This is a genomic window from Enterobacter sp. CP102 (assembly GCF_025152625.1).
GTDB lineage: Bacteria > Pseudomonadota > Gammaproteobacteria > Enterobacterales > Enterobacteriaceae > Enterobacter > Enterobacter soli.
Map to the genome: position 1 here is coordinate 3,501,415 of NZ_CP104014.1, position 17,297 is coordinate 3,518,711.

Annotated in this window: 21 protein-coding genes and 1 other annotated feature; of the genes, 10 read left to right on the forward strand and 11 right to left on the reverse strand. The window is 52.5% G+C overall.

The window, feature by feature from the left end:
- Positions 1-30: 30 nt before the first annotated feature.
- The 3 genes from raiA to pheA all read left to right on the forward strand — a co-directional run bounded on the left by raiA (position 31) and on the right by pheA (position 1,792).
- Positions 31-372: a ribosome-associated translation inhibitor RaiA gene (raiA, locus tag N1249_RS16445; protein WP_014071397.1), complete on the forward strand. Its 342-nt coding sequence runs from the start codon at positions 31-33 to the stop codon at positions 370-372.
- 103 nt (positions 373-475) lie between these two features.
- Positions 476-601, forward strand: a sequence feature (Phe leader region).
- The gene (pheL, locus tag N1249_RS16450; RefSeq protein ID WP_100249759.1) at positions 477-524 is read left to right on the forward strand and encodes a pheA operon leader peptide PheL; all 48 of its coding nucleotides are present in this window, start codon (positions 477-479) and stop codon (positions 522-524) included. (Overlaps the previous feature by 48 nt.)
- Before the next feature lie 30 nt (positions 602-631).
- Positions 632-1,792, forward strand: coding sequence for a bifunctional chorismate mutase/prephenate dehydratase (pheA, locus tag N1249_RS16455; protein WP_259831190.1), 1,161 nt, complete (start codon positions 632-634; stop codon positions 1,790-1,792).
- Here pheA and N1249_RS16460 read toward each other — a convergent pair.
- The 3 genes from N1249_RS16460 to aroF are packed head-to-tail and all read right to left on the reverse strand — an operon-like array spanning position 1,789 to position 4,923.
- Complete coding sequence (locus tag N1249_RS16460; protein ID WP_259831192.1) at positions 1,789-2,661, reverse strand: SMP-30/gluconolactonase/LRE family protein; 873 nt, start codon at positions 2,659-2,661, stop codon at positions 1,789-1,791. The genes pheA and N1249_RS16460 overlap by 4 nt on opposite strands.
- Before the next feature lie 59 nt (positions 2,662-2,720).
- On the reverse strand, positions 2,721-3,842 hold the full coding sequence (gene tyrA / locus N1249_RS16465) for a bifunctional chorismate mutase/prephenate dehydrogenase (protein WP_259831194.1): 1,122 nt from the start codon (positions 3,840-3,842) through the stop codon (positions 2,721-2,723).
- A gap of 10 nt (positions 3,843-3,852) precedes the next feature.
- On the reverse strand, positions 3,853-4,923 hold the full coding sequence (gene aroF, locus N1249_RS16470) for a 3-deoxy-7-phosphoheptulonate synthase AroF (protein WP_014071401.1): 1,071 nt from the start codon (positions 4,921-4,923) through the stop codon (positions 3,853-3,855).
- A gap of 214 nt (positions 4,924-5,137) precedes the next feature.
- On the opposite strand from aroF, the gene N1249_RS16475 reads away from it, so the two are divergent.
- The 4 genes from N1249_RS16475 to N1249_RS16490 all read left to right on the forward strand — a co-directional run bounded on the left by N1249_RS16475 (position 5,138) and on the right by N1249_RS16490 (position 7,915).
- Positions 5,138-5,512 carry a DUF2799 domain-containing protein gene (locus N1249_RS16475; RefSeq protein WP_259831196.1) on the forward strand — a complete coding sequence of 125 codons (375 nt, stop codon included), beginning with the start codon at positions 5,138-5,140 and terminating at the stop codon, positions 5,510-5,512.
- Between the two features lie 154 nt (positions 5,513-5,666).
- Positions 5,667-6,203 carry a YfiR family protein gene (locus N1249_RS16480; RefSeq protein WP_259831198.1) on the forward strand — a complete coding sequence of 179 codons (537 nt, stop codon included), beginning with the start codon at positions 5,667-5,669 and terminating at the stop codon, positions 6,201-6,203.
- Positions 6,196-7,416, forward strand: a complete 1,221-nt coding sequence (gene dgcN / locus N1249_RS16485; protein ID WP_259831200.1) for a diguanylate cyclase DgcN — start codon at positions 6,196-6,198, stop codon at positions 7,414-7,416. The genes N1249_RS16480 and dgcN overlap by 8 nt, the downstream gene beginning before the upstream one ends.
- A gap of 13 nt (positions 7,417-7,429) precedes the next feature.
- Positions 7,430-7,915 (forward strand): OmpA family protein, encoded by a 486-nt coding sequence (locus tag N1249_RS16490; RefSeq protein ID WP_259831202.1) that lies wholly within the window; start codon positions 7,430-7,432, stop codon positions 7,913-7,915.
- 3 nt (positions 7,916-7,918) lie between these two features.
- Here the strand turns inward: N1249_RS16490 and N1249_RS16495 are convergent, their stop codons facing one another.
- The 7 genes from N1249_RS16495 to ffh form a co-directional block, all read right to left on the reverse strand.
- Positions 7,919-9,289, reverse strand: coding sequence for a PepSY domain-containing protein (locus tag N1249_RS16495; RefSeq protein ID WP_259831204.1), 1,371 nt, complete (start codon positions 9,287-9,289; stop codon positions 7,919-7,921).
- A 37-nt stretch (positions 9,290-9,326) separates the two neighbouring features.
- On the reverse strand, positions 9,327-9,731 hold the full coding sequence (locus N1249_RS16500; RefSeq protein ID WP_259831205.1) for a DUF2946 domain-containing protein: 405 nt from the start codon (positions 9,729-9,731) through the stop codon (positions 9,327-9,329).
- A gap of 132 nt (positions 9,732-9,863) precedes the next feature.
- On the reverse strand, positions 9,864-10,211 hold the full coding sequence (rplS, locus tag N1249_RS16505; RefSeq protein WP_002914145.1) for a 50S ribosomal protein L19: 348 nt from the start codon (positions 10,209-10,211) through the stop codon (positions 9,864-9,866).
- A gap of 41 nt (positions 10,212-10,252) precedes the next feature.
- Positions 10,253-11,020, reverse strand: coding sequence for a tRNA (guanosine(37)-N1)-methyltransferase TrmD (trmD, locus tag N1249_RS16510; protein ID WP_259831207.1), 768 nt, complete (start codon positions 11,018-11,020; stop codon positions 10,253-10,255).
- Positions 11,021-11,050: 30 nt separating this feature from the next.
- On the reverse strand, positions 11,051-11,596 hold the full coding sequence (gene rimM, locus N1249_RS16515) for a ribosome maturation factor RimM (protein WP_259838162.1): 546 nt from the start codon (positions 11,594-11,596) through the stop codon (positions 11,051-11,053).
- Positions 11,597-11,614: 18 nt separating this feature from the next.
- The gene (gene rpsP, locus N1249_RS16520; RefSeq protein WP_003863133.1) at positions 11,615-11,863 is read right to left on the reverse strand and encodes a 30S ribosomal protein S16; all 249 of its coding nucleotides are present in this window, start codon (positions 11,861-11,863) and stop codon (positions 11,615-11,617) included.
- 136 nt (positions 11,864-11,999) lie between these two features.
- Positions 12,000-13,361, reverse strand: a complete 1,362-nt coding sequence (gene ffh / locus N1249_RS16525) for a signal recognition particle protein (RefSeq protein WP_014071410.1) — start codon at positions 13,359-13,361, stop codon at positions 12,000-12,002.
- Between the two features lie 166 nt (positions 13,362-13,527).
- Between ffh and N1249_RS16530 the strand changes: the two genes are divergently transcribed.
- Together N1249_RS16530 and N1249_RS16535 are read left to right on the forward strand one after the other, a co-directional pair.
- Positions 13,528-14,319, forward strand: a complete 792-nt coding sequence (locus N1249_RS16530; protein WP_003863130.1) for an inner membrane protein YpjD — start codon at positions 13,528-13,530, stop codon at positions 14,317-14,319.
- 18 nt (positions 14,320-14,337) lie between these two features.
- Positions 14,338-15,624 carry an HlyC/CorC family transporter gene (locus N1249_RS16535; protein ID WP_259838163.1) on the forward strand — a complete coding sequence of 429 codons (1,287 nt, stop codon included), beginning with the start codon at positions 14,338-14,340 and terminating at the stop codon, positions 15,622-15,624.
- Between the two features lie 51 nt (positions 15,625-15,675).
- Here the strand turns inward: N1249_RS16535 and grpE are convergent, their stop codons facing one another.
- Positions 15,676-16,269 (reverse strand): nucleotide exchange factor GrpE, encoded by a 594-nt coding sequence (gene grpE / locus N1249_RS16540; protein WP_259831212.1) that lies wholly within the window; start codon positions 16,267-16,269, stop codon positions 15,676-15,678.
- 122 nt (positions 16,270-16,391) lie between these two features.
- On the opposite strand from grpE, the gene nadK reads away from it, so the two are divergent.
- Complete coding sequence (gene nadK, locus N1249_RS16545; RefSeq protein WP_041162108.1) at positions 16,392-17,270, forward strand: NAD(+) kinase; 879 nt, start codon at positions 16,392-16,394, stop codon at positions 17,268-17,270.
- The last annotated feature ends 27 nt before the right edge of the window (positions 17,271-17,297 follow it).

Sequence of the window (17,297 nt, forward strand, 5' to 3'; positions counted from 1 at the left end):
ACCAAGACGGAAAGACAAGAGGTAAAATTTATGACAATGAACATTACCAGTAAACAAATGGAAATTACTCCGGCAATTCGCCAGCACGTCGCAGACCGTCTCGCCAAACTGGATAAATGGCAAACTCATTTGATTAATCCACATATCATCCTGTCCAAGGAGCCACAGGGTTTCATCGCTGACGCAACTATCAATACTCCAAACGGCCATCTGGTCGCCAGCGCTAAACACGAGGATATGTACACCGCAATTAACGATTTGATCAACAAGCTGGAACGGCAGCTCAATAAAGTGCAACACAAAGGCGAAGCCCGTCGCGCCACAACATCGGTGAAAGACGCCAGCCTCGCGGAAGAAGTTGAAGAAGAGTAATCCTTTAAATTGAGTGTACCGCCAACGCGCCTTCGGGCGCGTTTTTTATTGACAGGGTGAAAACAGTGCAGGTACTTTAACGGTATCAATCACAGGATGACTCAATGAAACTAACGCCGTTTTTCTTCGCATTCTTTTTTACCTTCCCCTGAATGGGAGGCGTTTCGTCGTGTGATAAAGAATGCGAAGACGAACAACAAGGCCTCCCAAACCGGGGGGCCTTTTTTATTGATAACGATAAAATGAGACAGGCAACACTATGACACCGGAAAACCCGTTACTGGATCTGCGAGTAAAAATCAGCGCGCTGGATGAAAAATTACTGGCACTGCTGGCAGAACGCCGCTTACTCGCTGTCGAAGTGGGCAAAGCCAAGCTGGACTCCCACCGCCCCGTGCGTGATATCGACCGTGAGCGTGATCTGCTGGAGCGCCTGATTCAGCTTGGAAAAGCGCACCACCTGGATGCCCACTACATTACCCGTCTGTTCCAGCTTATCATCGAAGATTCCGTTCTGACCCAACAAGCGCTGTTACAGCAGCACCTGAACAAAACCAATCCGCACTCTGCCCGTATCGCGTTTCTGGGCCCGAAAGGTTCGTATTCGCACCTGGCGGCACGTCAGTATGCAGCCCGCCATTTCGAAGAGTTTATTGAAAGTGGATGCGCAAAGTTTGCCGACATTTTCAATCAGGTTGAAACCGGCCAGGCCGATTACGCCGTAGTCCCGATTGAAAATACCAGCTCCGGCGCCATCAATGATGTCTACGACCTGCTGCAACACACCAGCCTGTCGCTGGTTGGCGAGCTGACCATTCCAATTGACCACTGTGTTCTGGTTTCAGGCTCTACTGACCTGAGCAAAATCGACACGGTGTACAGCCATCCGCAGCCGTTCCAGCAATGCAGCCAGTTCCTGAACCGCTATCCGAACTGGAAAATTGAGTACACCGAAAGTACCTCTGCGGCGATGGAAAAAGTCGCGCAGGCAAATTCCCCGACCGTTGCCGCACTGGGCAGCGAAGCGGGTGGCGCGCTGTACGGATTGCAGGTTCTGGAACGTAACCTCGCCAACCAGACGCAAAACATCACGCGCTTTGTGGTACTGGCGCGCAAAGCCATTAATGTGTCCGATCAGGTCCCGGCAAAAACCACGCTGTTGATGGCCACCGGCCAGCAGGCAGGTGCGCTGGTTGAAGCCCTGCTGGTGCTGCGTAATCACAATCTGATCATGACCAAGCTGGAATCGCGTCCGATCCACGGCAATCCGTGGGAAGAGATGTTCTATCTTGATGTTCAGGCCAATCTGGAATCTGCATCCATGCAGAAAGCCCTGCGTGAGCTGGGTGACATCACCCGCTCAATGAAAGTGCTTGGCTGCTATCCGAGTGAAAACGTGGTTCCGGTCGACCCGGCTTAACGTTCGATAAAGCGGCTTTTCTTCATCCCTGCCACACTGACGGGCAGGGTGAAGATGGCCCCGGAAAGCGGATATTGCGCTGTCTCAGCCCCGTCCATATTTTCCCGGGTAGTCGTGATAAACAATGTTTTCATGTCATCACCGCCGAAGCAGACCATCGTAGGGCAACGAACCGGAAGCCGGTATTCCTCAAGCTGTTCACCCTTGGGTGAAAATCTGGCGATGCGCCAGCCATCAAACAGCGCGCTCCAGTAACAGCCTTCCACGTCCATCGCGGCACCGTCAGGTATCCCCTCGCCTTCCTTAAACCGCCGGAAAACATCTCGTTTGCCAGGCTCACCCTGTTCATCCAGCGGTGTGCGATAGATAACGCCGTTCGGCGTGTCAGAGGTAAACATCCACTGCTGGTCATGACTGAATGCCAGGCCGTTATGCCCGTGGATATCGCACTGAAGCACTTTAGGGGTCAGGTCGTTGTCGATACGCATCAGCATTGCGCCGTTATAGTCCCCAGGTCCCCAGAACGTTCCCGCATAGAAGCGCCCGCGATGATCGGTGCCACCATCATTAAACCGCGCCAGCTGCGGGTTTGAGGGATTGTCGCACACCTTGCGCTGAAGCAGCCCGTGCTTATCCGTCAACCAGATGGCAGTTCGCATTGCGACAATAAAACCGCCGCGCTCCCGCAGAGCAAAACACCCCACCTCCTCATGAAATGACAGGACAGTGTGCTCAGCCGTTGGCAGGTGGTAACGATGGATCTCCCCTTCCAGAATATCAGCCCAGTAGAGCGCATTCTCATCTTCGCTCCACGTCGGGCATTCCGGTAAGTGCCCGGTATAGTTCAATAACAGCTGCGGTTCCATCATGTCATTTCCCCAAAAGAAAAAAGCCAGCATAGCTGGCTTTTAGTATATACATCATCACATTACTGGCGACTGTCATTTGCCTGGCGCAACAGGGTGCGGCTTTCGCTCTGGAAGCGCTGCGCATAATCGCCGAACCAGTGTTCAACCTTACGGAAACTGTCGATAAATGCTTGTTTATCGCCATGCTCCAGCAAGGTGATGGCCTCGCCAAAGCGCTGGTAGTAGCGTTTAATCAGCGCCAGGTTGTTCTCTGACGACATAATAATGTCAGCATACAGCTGCGGATCCTGCGCAAACAGACGCCCAACCATGGCCAGCTCAAGGCGATAGATTGGAGAAGAGAGCGCCAGCAACTGCTCAAGCTGCACGTTTTCTTCCGCCAGATGCAGGCCATAAGCAAAGGTTGCAAAGTGGCGCAGCGCCTGGATGAACGCCATGTTCTGATCGTGTTCAACCGCGCTAATGCGGTGCAAACGCGCACCCCATACCTGAATCTGTTCCAGGAACCACTGATAAGCTTCCGGCTGACGGCCATCACAATAGACCACCACCTGCTTTGCAAGGCTACCGCTATCCGGGCCAAACATCGGATGCAGACCCAGTACCGGGCCAGTGTGTGCAGCCAGCATCGCCTGCAACGGACCATTTTTCACCGACGCCAGATCCACCAGAATGCAATCCTCCGGCAGCGAAGGAAGTTTCTCGATAATCTGTTCCGTTACATGAATCGGCACGCTAACGATCACCATGCCCGCATCTTTCATCAGTTCCGGCGCGCGAGCCCAGTCCTCTTTTTCCAGAATGCGCACCTGATAGCCAGAAAGCGTCAGCATTTTTTCAAACAGACGTCCCATCTGGCCCGCACCGCCCACAATCACCACCGGACGCAGCAATGGACAAAGGGTTTTGAAGCCTTTGTCGTTCTCGCTGGAATAGGACTCACGCATCACGCGACGCAGTACATCTTCAATCAGGTCCGGAGAAACCCCCAGCGCCTGCGCCTCTTTACGGCGGGACGCAAGCATAGAAGCTTCACGCTCTGGTACATAGATAGGCAGGCCATATTTACTCTTAACCTCGCCCACCTCGGCGACCAGAGACATACGGCGCGCCAGCAGGTCCAGCAACGCCTTATCCACTTCATCAATTTGATCGCGTAATGCGGTCAATTCAGCAACCATAACTACCCTCTTATGCCAGACGCGTCGCCAGCTGGCCGTTCAAATCTTTGTGGATCTCACGCAGCAGTGCATCTGTGGTTTCCCAGCTGATGCAGGCATCGGTTACGGACACCCCGTGTTTCATTGCGCTACGCGGTTGTTCAGATGACTGATTGCCTTCATGAATGTTGCTTTCAATCATCAGGCCAATAATAGAACGATTGCCATCTTTGATTTGCGCGACAACGGATTCAGCAACCGCAGGCTGACGACGGTAATCTTTGTTCGAGTTACCATGGCTGCAATCTACCATCAGAGCCGGACGCAGTCCCGCCTGTTCCATCTCTTTTTCACACTGGGCGACATCTGCCGGGCTGTAGTTTGGCGCTTTACCACCGCGCAGGATCACATGGCCATCCGGGTTACCCTGCGTTTGCAGCAGGCAAACTTGCCCCGCCTGGTTGATACCCACAAAGCGGTGCGGCATTGCGGCAGCACGCATTGCGTTAATCGCGGTTGCCAGGCTGCCGTCAGTCCCGTTTTTGAAACCAACAGGCATAGACAGACCAGACGCCATTTCGCGGTGGGTTTGCGACTCAGTGGTACGCGCACCGATAGCAGACCAGCTAAACAGGTCACCCAGGTATTGCGGGCTATTCGGATCCAGTGCTTCGGTTGCCAGAGGCAGCCCCATGCTGACCAGCTCAACCAGCAGGCGACGCGCAATCTTCAGGCCTGCTTCCACATCAAACGAGCCATCCATGTGCGGATCGTTAATCAACCCTTTCCAGCCAACAGTGGTACGTGGCTTTTCAAAATAGACGCGCATCACCAGATAGAGGCTATCGCTGACCTCCTCCGCTAATGTTTTAAATCGACGGGCATATTCAATGGCGGTTTCAGGATCGTGAATGGAGCATGGACCACATACCACCAGCAGACGCGGATCGCGCCCGGCGATGATGTCGGAAATGGTCTGGCGCGAGTGCTCAATTTGCTCCTCTTGCGCAATGCTCAGCGGGAATTCCGCTTTCAGTTGATCCGGGGTAATTAAAATCTGTTCGTCAGTGATATGTACGTTGTTCAGCGCGTCTTTTTGCATGATTGCGATCCTGTAAAGCTCGTTTGCGATAGTTGTTTTCCTCTAAGAGGTGAGACAACGATACCACAACAAGTAAAGATTTCAATCCAAAATACGTACACATTACTTTACAGAAGCCGTTTTATTGCAAAAATCAGCCGATAAAAACGTAAACTTAAAATTACATCCCACTTATCTTCCGCCAGGCTATGCTGAAGAAAAAAGGAGAATGTCTATGCGTTCAATCGCGTTAGCGCTACTGGCCCTGTCTTTATCAGGCTGCCAGATCAATCCCTACACCTTCCAGCCCGACTGGACAAGCCCTGACTGGTTTGGTGCGGGAAAAGAGGACGCCATGAACGGCGTGCCGGTTAAAGATAATCAGACGCTGGCCGATAATTTTAACGATCCGAAAGTTGATCGTAGTGAATATCTCCGCGGTTATGCGGATGGTCAGAAGAAAGTTTGTGAAGAAGGATTTATTCACGCATGGGGTTTAGCAGGAAAATCATTTCCAGCCAGTTGCGATACCGTAGAAAATGCAGCAAAACTTCACGATGCCTGGCAACAAGGGATGGATGAAAGCATGAAGGCCAGCAGGCTTAATTGATTTTTATCTTTTACCACCGGAATAAATGTAACTGTGAGATTTAACCTAAGTCAACGTAGTTGCATTTCTGACATAATGACGGCTTTGACAAACAATGGTATTCTGCCGACAACTCTTAAGGACATCTATTTCCAGAGCGGTATGGCGGTTTCTGGTGAGAATTTCATTCTTGATCTCTTTGTACCGACTGACTCTGGCATTGATGCTGTCTCTTACTGCGGGTGCAACGGTTGCCGGAACGCAAACAGAAACCGATAAATCGGTGCGTTCAATTGTTTCGGGTATTGTGAGTTATACCCGATGGCCAGCGCTTTCCGGCCAGCCGAAACTCTGTATTTACGCCACATCGCGCTACGCGCAGGCACTCAGCCGCGAAGATGGGCATAGTGAGTTACCCTACACTCCTGCTATCGTGCGTAACGATCAGGAAGCACTGGCTGCCATGTGCGACGCTATATATTTCGGGAACGAATCCCCTGCCCAACAACTTGATTTAATAAGTCAGTATCAGGGCCGAGCGTTGCTATTAATCTCAGAACAGAATCCGGAATGTGTTATTGGAAGCGCATTTTGTCTCATTTTAGAAGACGACCGGGTTAGGTTTTCCGTAAATCTGGATGCACTGTCTCGTAGTGGTGTAAGAGTCAGTCCGGATGTATTAATGCTTGCACGGAATTCGAAGCATGAATAAGGATTTCACTTCACCTCCACGCCCTACGTTTAAAAGAACGTTGAGGCGTATCAGCATGATAAGCGTCATAATAACAATGACGTTTATATGGCTGTTGCTTTGTTTTGCCTCCGTGGTGACGTTAAAACAATATGCGCAAAAAAATCTCGAATTAACCGGCGCAACCATGAGCCACAGCCTTGAAGCCTCGCTGGTTTTCAACGACTCCCTGGCCGCGAATGAAACGCTCGCCACCCTGGGCAAACAGGGACAATTTGCGGAAGCAGAAGTCCTCAATATCCATGAAAAACGTTTTGCCTGGTGGTCATGGACCCCTGAAGATAATACCGATACGCTGGGTGCGCTGGTCAGTCGCTGGTTGTTCCCGACCCCCGTTGCGCAGCCGATTATGCATAATGGCAATAAGATTGGTGAGATTCGCCTTACAGCACGCGACAGCCTTATCAGCCACTTTATCTGGATGTCGTTTGCTGTTCTCACCGGCTGCATTCTTTTCGCCTCTCTGGTGGCATTAACCATTACCCGCTCCCTGCACCAGGGCATGGTCACGGCGATGCAAAACATTACCGATGTCGTCCATGACGTGCGCACCAACCGAAATTTCTCACGCCGGGTCAAAGAAGGCAGGATCGAGGAGTTCCACCGTTTTGGCGAGGACTTCAACAGCCTGCTGGACGAGATGGAAGAGTGGCAACTGAAGCTCCAGGCCAAGAATGCACAGTTACTGCGTACCGCGATGCACGACCCGTTAACCGGCCTGGCTAACCGCGCTGCATTTCGCAACAGTATTGCGGCGTTAATGAATGACTCTTCCGCAAAAATGAACTCTGCCCTGCTTTTCCTGGATGGCGATAACTTTAAATTTATCAATGATACATGGGGACATGCCGCAGGCGACTGCGTGCTTATTGAGGTCGCCAGCAGAATGGTGGAGTTCGGCGAAAACCGCCATCAGTCGTACCGTCTTGGCGGTGATGAGTTTGCCATAATCCTGTATGGCGTACATTCAGAACCCGATGTCCAGCATATTTGTGCTGCGCTGTCGCAGCAGTTTATCCGCCCGTTCGATCTGCATAACGGGCACACAGCATCGATGTCACTCAGCATTGGCTTTGCTCTGGCGTGGGAAAATGATTCGGTGGAAGCATTACTGGAGCAAGCCGACCGCAATATGTACCTGGTTAAAAACCAGCGTTCAAAAACAATATCCTAGAAAGGAATACGATATGTTAAAGCGATACCTCGCGCCGGTCCTACTGGCATCAATAGTTCTGACTGGTTGTCAGACCCCGCCACAAGGAAAATTCACCGCAGAGCAAATCGCCGCCATGAAGTCATACGGCTTTAACGAACTTAATGGCGACTGGTCACTGGGACTTTCTGACACCATTCTGTTCGGCAAAAATGAAGCGCAGCTGCGTCCTGAGAGCGAAAAACAGATCCAGACCATGGCAACACGTCTGGCGGCGACCGGCTTAACTCATGCGCGCATGGACGGGCACACCGACAACTACGGCGAAGATAGCTATAACGAAGCGCTATCGTTAAAACGTGCCAATGTCGTTGCCGACACCTGGGCAAAAGGCGCCAGCATCCCACGCAGCAACCTCACTACTCAGGGATTAGGTAAAAAATACCCGGTAGCCAGCAACAGCACATCGAAAGGGCGTGCTGAAAACCGCCGCGTTGCAGTGGTCATCAGCACGCCATAGACGTTATTTAACGGATGATTCGGCGAGCGACACATTTATGGCCGCTCGCCAGCGCAGCCAGTCAAACAAAACAAACAGCACCAGACTGCCTCCCATCACCGGAAGCGCTAACCCCAGTAGCACACTCAAAACCACAGTGACTAACCTTCCCGGAAGCGATAACGCCAGCCAGCTCTGACAGAGTGTCTGAACCGGGTTTGCGTTCGACCGCGCAGGACGACGCATCCACCACAGGCGATATCCCCAAAGGATCATCACGCAGAGCGCCAGGCCAAAAGCGATAAGCAAAAGCTGGTTTGCCAGACCAAACAAAATCCCCATGTGGAAATCCACACCCCAGCGCGTCAGTTTGGCCATCAGCGGGAAATCGTCGAACCGGGTTCTGTCCAGGACCTGCATAGTGTGGGGATCAACCGACACGCTATCTACCTGTGTCGGCCAGCTACGATCGATTTCCGTTACCGTCCAGGCCTGGCTGGCTGCTTTGGCCGGGCGGATCTCCAGTTTGCTGGCGTCGATTCCTGCCTTTCTGGCGACATGTAACACACCGTCAAACTGCGTCAGATCCATGTCCATCTCAGGCATCACCATTCCGCCATGATGACCGTGATGTTCAGCGTGCTCATCCATTTGCTGAGGCGCGCCAGAAAGCTGAGTGTTAACCTGCGGTGTGAGCCAGTTCATTTCAGCGCGCAGTTTATCGACATTTCCTCCCGCCCATTGTGACCAGGTCAGCCCGGTTGCCGAGAACAGCAACATCCCGCCCAGCAAGATCCAGCCGAGCGTGACATGCAGGCGCCGACGGTTCTGGAAACGATTATTGATGCGGCGTTTTGGCCGGGTATAAAACCACAGCGCGATCCCCCCCAGTGCGGCAACCCACATCCATGAAGCAGCCAGCTCGCTGTAAAGCCGCCCGGTATCACCCAGCATCAGCGAGGTATGCAGATAATCAATAGTCTGACGAAGCGGCAGAATTCCGCTGGTGCCGTATACCGTCAGATCGCCACGCACTTCAAGGCTTACAGGATCGATAAAAATCGCCCGATTCTCTGATGGCCCAAGCGAAGGGTCGGCGAACATCACACGCGTCGTTTCACCTTCAGTCAGGCCAGGGCGAACGGCATGTAGCCTCAGTTCCGGGCCTACGGTTTTTTCTGCCACGGCAATTTGTTCTGCCAGCGGCTGCGGTTCCCCTACCGTATCCGTATGAAGCGCGTGCCGGTATAACGCATTTTCCAGCTGCGGCGTTGCCACATACAGCGTACCGGTGAGGGCAGCGAAGAAGATAAACGGGCCGACAAACAGCCCAATATAGAAATGGAGTCGACGCAGCAGGTTTCCCCATGCCGCGCGCGGAGTGCAGGTGGTCATACTTTTCCTTTTTAAGGCAAAAAGTTATCGAATTTTTTTAAAGGGAAAAAGCAGACCAGCGCGGCGGCGCACGGGTATCAGGATAAAGCCAGGGGAAAAAGTGCCAGTGGCTGACCGCCTGACGAGGCGGCTTCACCCGCAGTCTTTGCAGTACCACGCTGAGCAGGACGATCAGCGCCAGCATCATGCCCGGAACATGGGCTAACAGTACGCAGTAACCGCACGCTTCAGCATGATCGACAGGCATGGAGTGCTGCATATCACCATGATGTTCATCCATCGACATCATGCTCATGTCATGATGCATTCCCGGCATCGCATTCATGGGATCTTTTTGCAGCGAGACAGAGATAAGCGGCGCCACCACGATCAGCAGGATCGCAAACAGCGCGATCAATGCCGCTGCGCGTTTCCAGTTATGCTGATACAGTACGTTATCCACTTACCCTCCACGGAAGAGGCAAGCATTGTAAATGATTTATGACGAAAGGGTTAACGCGAGAGATGCGATGAGATAAAAAAAGGGCCAGCCTTTCGGCCAGCCCTTTTTAACAGGATGTCGCTTAAGCGAATCTTAGTTCAGACGCTCTTTAATACGAGCTGACTTACCAGTACGCTCACGCAGGTAGTACAGTTTAGCTTTACGTACAGCACCACGACGTTTAACAGCAATGCTGTCAACTACCGGAGAGTGAGTCTGGAAGACACGCTCAACGCCTTCGCCGTTGGAAATTTTACGAACAGTGAATGCAGAGTGCAGACCGCGGTTACGAATAGCGATAACCACGCCCTCGAATGCCTGCAGACGTTTTTTGGAACCTTCAACAACCCATACTTTCACTTCCACGGTATCACCCGGACGGAAGGAAGGTACGTCCTGCTTCATCTGCTCTTGTTCAAGTTGCTTAATAATGTTGCTCATAATTTAATCTCTTATCCTGGGTAAACTGATATTTGGGGGCCTCAGGCCATCCCATCATGTTCATGCTGCTGGTGCGCGTGTTCAGTTTTGAACTCGGCCAGCAACTTTGCTTGCTCTTCAGTCAGAGCCAGGTTTTCCAGAAGTTCAGGTCTTCTAAGCCAGGTTCGGCCCAGCGACTGCTTCAGACGCCAGCGACGTATCTCGGCATGGTTTCCGGACAGTAATACTGCCGGTACTTCCATCCCTTCTAACACTTCAGGACGAGTATAGTGTGGGCAGTCAAGCAATCCATCCGCAAAGGAATCTTCCGTTGCTGATGCTTCATGGCCCAGTACGCCCGGAATGAACCGGGAAACTGAGTCAATCAGCGTCATTGCTGGTAACTCACCACCGCTGAGTACGTAATCGCCGATAGACCATTCTTCGTCAATCTCGGTTTGAATTACGCGCTCATCTATCCCTTCGTAGCGACCGCACACCAGAATCAGCTTTTGATTCGTTGCCAGTTCGCTCACGCCCGCTTGATCAAGCTTGCGTCCCTGAGGTGACAGATAAATCACCTTTGCGCCTTCACCTGCCGCGGCTCTTGCTGCTGAGATGGCATCCCGTAAAGGTTGCACCATCATTAGCATCCCCGGTCCGCCGCCGTAAGGACGATCGTCCACGGTACGGTGCCGGTCATGAGTGAAATCACGTGGACTCCAGCTCTCGATGCTCAGCAGGCCATTTTTTACTGCCCGGCCAGTTACCCCATAGTCGGTAATCGCGCGGAACATTTCAGGAAACAGGCTAATTATGCCAATCCACATAGCGCCGTCTTTTACCGTTTTCAGGAGAATTTAAAAACCAGGATCCCAATCTACTTCAATGGTATGAGTAGCGAGATCGACTTTCTTGATAACCTGCCCATCGAGGAACGGAACCAACCGCTCCTTGATGCCAAACGCATCTTTCAGGTTTGCCTTGATGACGAGAACGTCATTTGATCCGGTTTCCATCATATCAATGACTTTACCAAGACCATAACCTTCAGTGGTCACTACCTGGCAACCAATAAGGTCTTTCCAGTAGTAGCCATCATCCAGCTTCGGCAACTGCGACGAATCAACGACAATTTCACAATTAGTCAGCAGATTCGCGGCATCGCGATCGTCAACGCCTTTCAGCTTGATAACGATGTCCTGATTGTGGTGACGCCAGCTTTCCAGCTCGACCTCTTCCCACTTACCGCCTTTCTGGATAAACCAGGGCTGGTAATCAAAAATGCTTTCGGCGTCTTCGGTGGAGGAAAACACTCTGAGCCAACCACGGATACCGTAAGTAGAACCCATTTTCCCCAATACGATCGGTTCAACAGGTACTGGTGCGGCGTGTTGCTTGCTCATCATGACCACCGTGACAGATTAAGCTGCTTTGTTTGCTGCTTTGATCAGCGTAGCAACGCGATCGGAAACAGTAGCGCCCTGGCCAACCCAGTGAGCGATACGATCCAGATCCAGACGAGTTTCTTCTTCTGCGCCAGCGGCCAGTGGGTTGAAGAAACCAACGCGCTCGATGAAGCGACCGTTGCGTGCATTACGGCTGTCAGTAACAACAACCTGGTAGAACGGACGCTTTTTAGCGCCGTGACGTGCTAAACGAATAGTTACCATAACATCCTCTTGTGTGAATAAAACAACCGGGCCCCATCGAGGAACGGAGCCCGGGTGTCATATTAAAAGCCCGAAAATTTTACTGATTTCTGCGGAAAATGCAATCAGCATCTTGATACTGAGCATTAAACACGATTTATCTGCCAGGGAATCCTGGCGGCATCATCCCTTTCATTCCGCGCATCATCTTCGCCATACCGCCTTTCTTCATTTTCTTCATCATGCGCTGCATGTCGTCGAACTGTTTCAGAAGACGGTTAACGTCCTGTACCTGCATCCCACAACCGGCTGCGATACGGCGTTTACGGGAACCTTTGATGATGTCCGGGTTAGCGCGCTCTTTGAGGGTCATCGAGTTGATGATGGCCTCCATACGCACCAGCACTTTGTCATCCATCTGCGCTTTAACGTTGTCAGGGATCTGGCCCATGCCCGGCAGTTTGCCCATCAGGCTCGCCATACCGCCCATGTTTTTCATCTGACGCAGCTGTTCCAGGAAGTCGGTCAGATCGAAACCGTCGCCTTTTTTCAGCTTGCTGGCCAGCTTCTCGGCCTGCGCGCGGTCAACTTTGCTCTCGATATCTTCGATAAGCGACAGCACATCGCCCATGCCGAGAATACGAGAAGCAATACGGTCCGGGTGGAACGGCTCCAGGGCTTCAGTTTTCTCACCAACGCCGAGGAACTTAATTGGCTTACCGGTGATATGGCGAATAGAAAGCGCCGCACCACCACGCGCATCACCGTCCACTTTGGTCAGCACCACGCCGGTTAACGGCAGTGCTTCGTTAAAGGCTTTTGCGGTATTCGCCGCATCCTGGCCGGTCATGGCATCGACAACAAACAGGGTTTCTACCGGGTTGATAGAAGCATGAACCTGCTTGATTTCGTCCATCATCGCTTCGTCAACGTGCAGACGACCGGCGGTATCCACCAGCAGCACGTCGTAGAATTTCAGCTTCGCTTCTTTCAGCGCAGCGTTAACGATGTCGACAGGTTTCTGAGCAACGTCAGACGGGAAGAAATCCACGCCAACCTGCTCTGCCAGGGTTTCCAGCTGTTTGATCGCCGCCGGGCGATAGACGTCCGCAGAAACCACCAGCACTTTTTTCTTGTGCTTCTCGCGCAGGAATTTACCCAGCTTACCCACGCTTGTGGTTTTACCCGCACCTTGCAGGCCGGCCATCAGCACCACTGCCGGTGGCTGAGCCGCCAGGTTAAGCACCTGGTTCTCTTCGCCCATCGCCGAAACCAGTTCGGTACGAACGATTTTGACGAACTCCTGACCCGGGGTCAGGCTCTTGTTAACTTCGTGGCCAACCGCTTTTTCTTTAACGCGGTTGATGAAATCACGCACGACAGGTAACGCAACGTCTGCTTCGAGCAGCGCCATACGCACTTCGCGCAGCGTTTCCTTAATATTTTCTTCGGTGAGGCGTCCACGGCCGCTGATGTTGCGCAGCGTGCGCGACAAACGATCGGTTAAATTATCAAACATTGTCTCTCGCCTGAGGTAGAAACGTTGGGTCGCATTAGCGACACATACACAGAATTTTGCCGGAGTATAACATGAAGGCGGCTTTGTTGTTATGCAACGGTTGGAGCACGCGTCACGTAACGTTATACTGCTTCTCTTTCTTATTAAGACGACTGTCGACGCCTATATGCCTGTTTTCGCACTGATCGCCCTTGTTGCCTACTCTGTCAGCCTCGCGCTGATCATTCCTGGCCTGCTGCAAAAAAACAGCGGCTGGCGGCGTATGGCTATTCTTTCGGCGGTCATCGCACTGATAAGCCACGCTTTTGCGCTGGAATCGCGCATTATTCCCGGTGACGGCAGCGTGCAAAACCTGAGCGTGCTTAACGTCGGCTCGCTGGTCAGCCTGATGATCTGTACGGTGATGACCATCGTGGCATCCAAAAACCGTGGCTGGCTGCTGCTGCCGATTGTCTATGCCTTTGCGTTGATCAATCTGGCGTTAGCCACCTTTATGCCGAACGAGTTCATTACCCATCTGGAAGCCACGCCGGGAATGCTGGTGCATATTGGCTTGTCGCTGTTCGCGTATGCCACGCTGATTATTGCCGCGCTGTACGCGATGCAGCTGGCCTGGATTGACTATCAGCTGAAAAACAAAAAGCTGGCCTTTAACCACGAAATGCCGCCGCTGATGGTCATCGAACGTAAAATGTTCCACATCACTCAGGTCGGGGTTGTGCTGTTGACGCTGACGCTCTGTACTGGCCTGTTTTATATGAAAAACCTGTTCAGCGTGGAGAATATCGATAAAGCCGTCCTCTCCATCATTGCGTGGTTTGTCTATATTGTCCTGTTATGGGGCCATTATCATGAAGGCTGGCGCGGTCGCCGCGTGGTCTGGTTCAACGTTGCGGGTGCTGGCATTCTCACTCTTGCCTATTTCGGTAGCCGCTTCATACAGCAATTTGCTGGCTAAGTAACAAAGGAGTTCCCCCTGGAACACATCTCTACCACCACGCTGATCGTCACGCTGATCATCATGGTGGTCATATCTGCCTATTTCTCGGGCTCGGAAACCGGCATGATGACGCTGAACCGCTATCGGCTGCGTCACCGCGCTAAACAAGGTAACCGCGCCGCACGTCGTGTAGAAAAGCTGCTGCGTAAGCCGGACCGCCTGATTAGCCTGGTCCTCATTGGTAACAACCTGGTCAATATCCTCGCCTCGGCACTGGGGACTATCGTCGGGATGCGCCTGTACGGTAACGCCGGCGTTGCCATTGCCACCGGTGTGCTGACGTTTGTGGTACTGGTGTTTGCCGAAGTGCTGCCAAAAACCATCGCCGCGCTTTACCCGGAGAAAGTCGCCTACCCGAGCAGCTTCCTGCTGGCCCCGTTACTGATCCTGATGATGCCGCTGGTCTGGTTGCTGAATATGGTGACGCGCATTCTGATGCGCATGGTCGGCATCAAAGCTGACGTCACCATTAGCAGCGCGCTCAGCAAAGATGAGCTGCGCACCATCGTGAACGAATCCCGCTCGCAAATTTCCCGCCGCAACCAGGACATGCTGCTGTCGGTACTGGACCTGGAAAAAGTCAGCGTTGACGACATCATGGTGCCGCGCAACGAAATCGTTGGTATCGATATTAACGACGACTGGAAAGCGATCGTACGCCAGCTCACGCACTCGCCGCACGGGCGTATCGTGCTGTACCGCGATTCGCTGGACGATGCCATCAGTATGTTGCGTGTACGCGAAGCTTACCGCCTGATGACCGAGAAAAAAGAGTTCACCAAAGAGATACTGCTGCGCGCTGCAGACGAGATTTACTACGTGCCGGAAGGCACGCCGCTCAGCACTCAGCTGGTTAAATTCCAGCGTAATAAGAAGAAAGTCGGGCTGGTTGTTGATGAATATGGCGATATTCAGGGGCTGGTGACGGTAGAGGATATTCTCGAAGAGATTGTCGGGGACTTTACCACCTCAATGTCGCCATCGCTGGCGGAGGAAGTGACCCCGCAGAACGATGGCTCAGTGTTGATTGATGGCAGTGCCAACATCCGTGAGCTGAATAAAGCCTTTAACTGGCACCTGCCAGAAGACGAAGCCCGCACCATGAACGGAATGATTCTGGAAGCACTGGAAGAGATCCCGGCGGCAGGCACGCGGGTACGCATTGAGCAATACGATATTGATATCCTGGACGTGCAGGACAATATGATTAAGCAGGTAAAAGTCCTGCCGGTTAAACCGATTCGGGAAAGTATTTCTGAGTAAAATGTAGGCCGGGTAAGGCGAACGCCGCCACCCGGCACTATCGATGGCAAATTACGCTTTCGCTTTCGCCACGGTCACCATAGCGGCACGAATGGTACGGCCGTTCAGGGTGTAACCTTTCTGCATCACGCCCAGCACTTTACCGGCTTCAACGTCTTCAGATTCCACCATGGCAATCGCCTGGTGAACGTTTGGATCCAGCGGCACGTTGGTATCGGCAATCACTTCAACACCGAACTTACGTACCACATCCAGCATGGATTTCAGCGTCAGCTCGATACCTTCAATCATGGCAGCGTTGTCCGGGTTAGCTTTATCAGCCACTTCCAGCGCGCGATCCAGGCTATCGATAACCGGCAGCAGTTCGTTGATAAACTTCTCCAGCGCAAACTTATGCGCCTTTTCCACGTCCAGCTCGGTACGACGACGCAGGTTTTCCATTTCCGCTTTGATGCGTAACACGCCATCGCGCTCGCGATTCTGTGCTTCTACAACCTGGGCTTCCAGATTCGCAATTTTTTCATCGCGCGGGTCCACCTGCTCAGCAGAAGCTTCTGACTCTACGGCCTCAACTTCATCATGCTGTTCCGTGATAATTTCTTCCGGGGCTTGCCCCTCAGGCGTTTTCTGTTCTTTACTACTCATGAATTTCTCCGCGTTTTTCTGCATTCATCTCGCTAACTTCGCTTATTATGGGGATCAGTTTCCGGGATTCAAGGGAACAAGACAGATTGTCATCATTCATTAGGCACAAGGACCTCCAGAAAATGAATAATCATTTCAAGTGTATTGGGATCGTCGGGCATCCGCGTCACCCTACCGCGTTGACGACACATGAAATGTTGTATCGCTGGCTGTGCGCCAAAGGCTATGACGTGATGGTCGAACAGCAAATTGCGCAGGAGCTGCAGCTCAAGAGCGTCAGAACCGGTACGCTGGCGGAAATTGGCCAGCAGGCGGATCTCGCCGTCGTGGTCGGCGGTGACGGCAACATGCTGGGCGCGGCCCGTACTCTGGCACGCTACGATATCAAAGTAATCGGCATTAACCGTGGCAACCTCGGTTTTCTGACCGATCTCGACCCGGACAACGCCCAGCAACAGCTTGCCGACGTGCTGGAAGGCCACTATATCAGTGAGAAACGTTTTCTGCTCGAGGCGCAGGTGTGCCAGCAGGACTGTCAGAAACGCATCAGCACCGCCATTAACGAAGTGGTTCTCCACCCCGGCAAGGTGGCACATATGATTGAATTCGAAGTGTATATCGACGAGATCTTTGCGTTCTCGCAGCGTTCGGACGGGCTGATTATCTCAACGCCAACGGGTTCTACCGCCTACTCGCTTTCTGCGGGCGGCCCCATTTTAACGCCGTCGCTGGATGCCATCACGCTGGTGCCCATGTTCCCGCATACGCTCTCTGCCCGCCCGCTGGTCATCAACGGCAGCAGCACCATTCGCCTGCGTTTTTCTCACCGCCGCAACGACCTGGAGATCAGCTGTGACAGCCAAATCGCGCTGCCGATTCAGGAAGGTGAAGACGTGTTAATCCGCCGCTGCGATTACCACCTGAATCTGATCCACCCGAAAGATTACAGCTATTTCAATACATTAAGCTCTAAGCTCGGCTGGTCAAAAAAATTGTTCTGATTTTGCATCCAGCACTTTACTGTATAT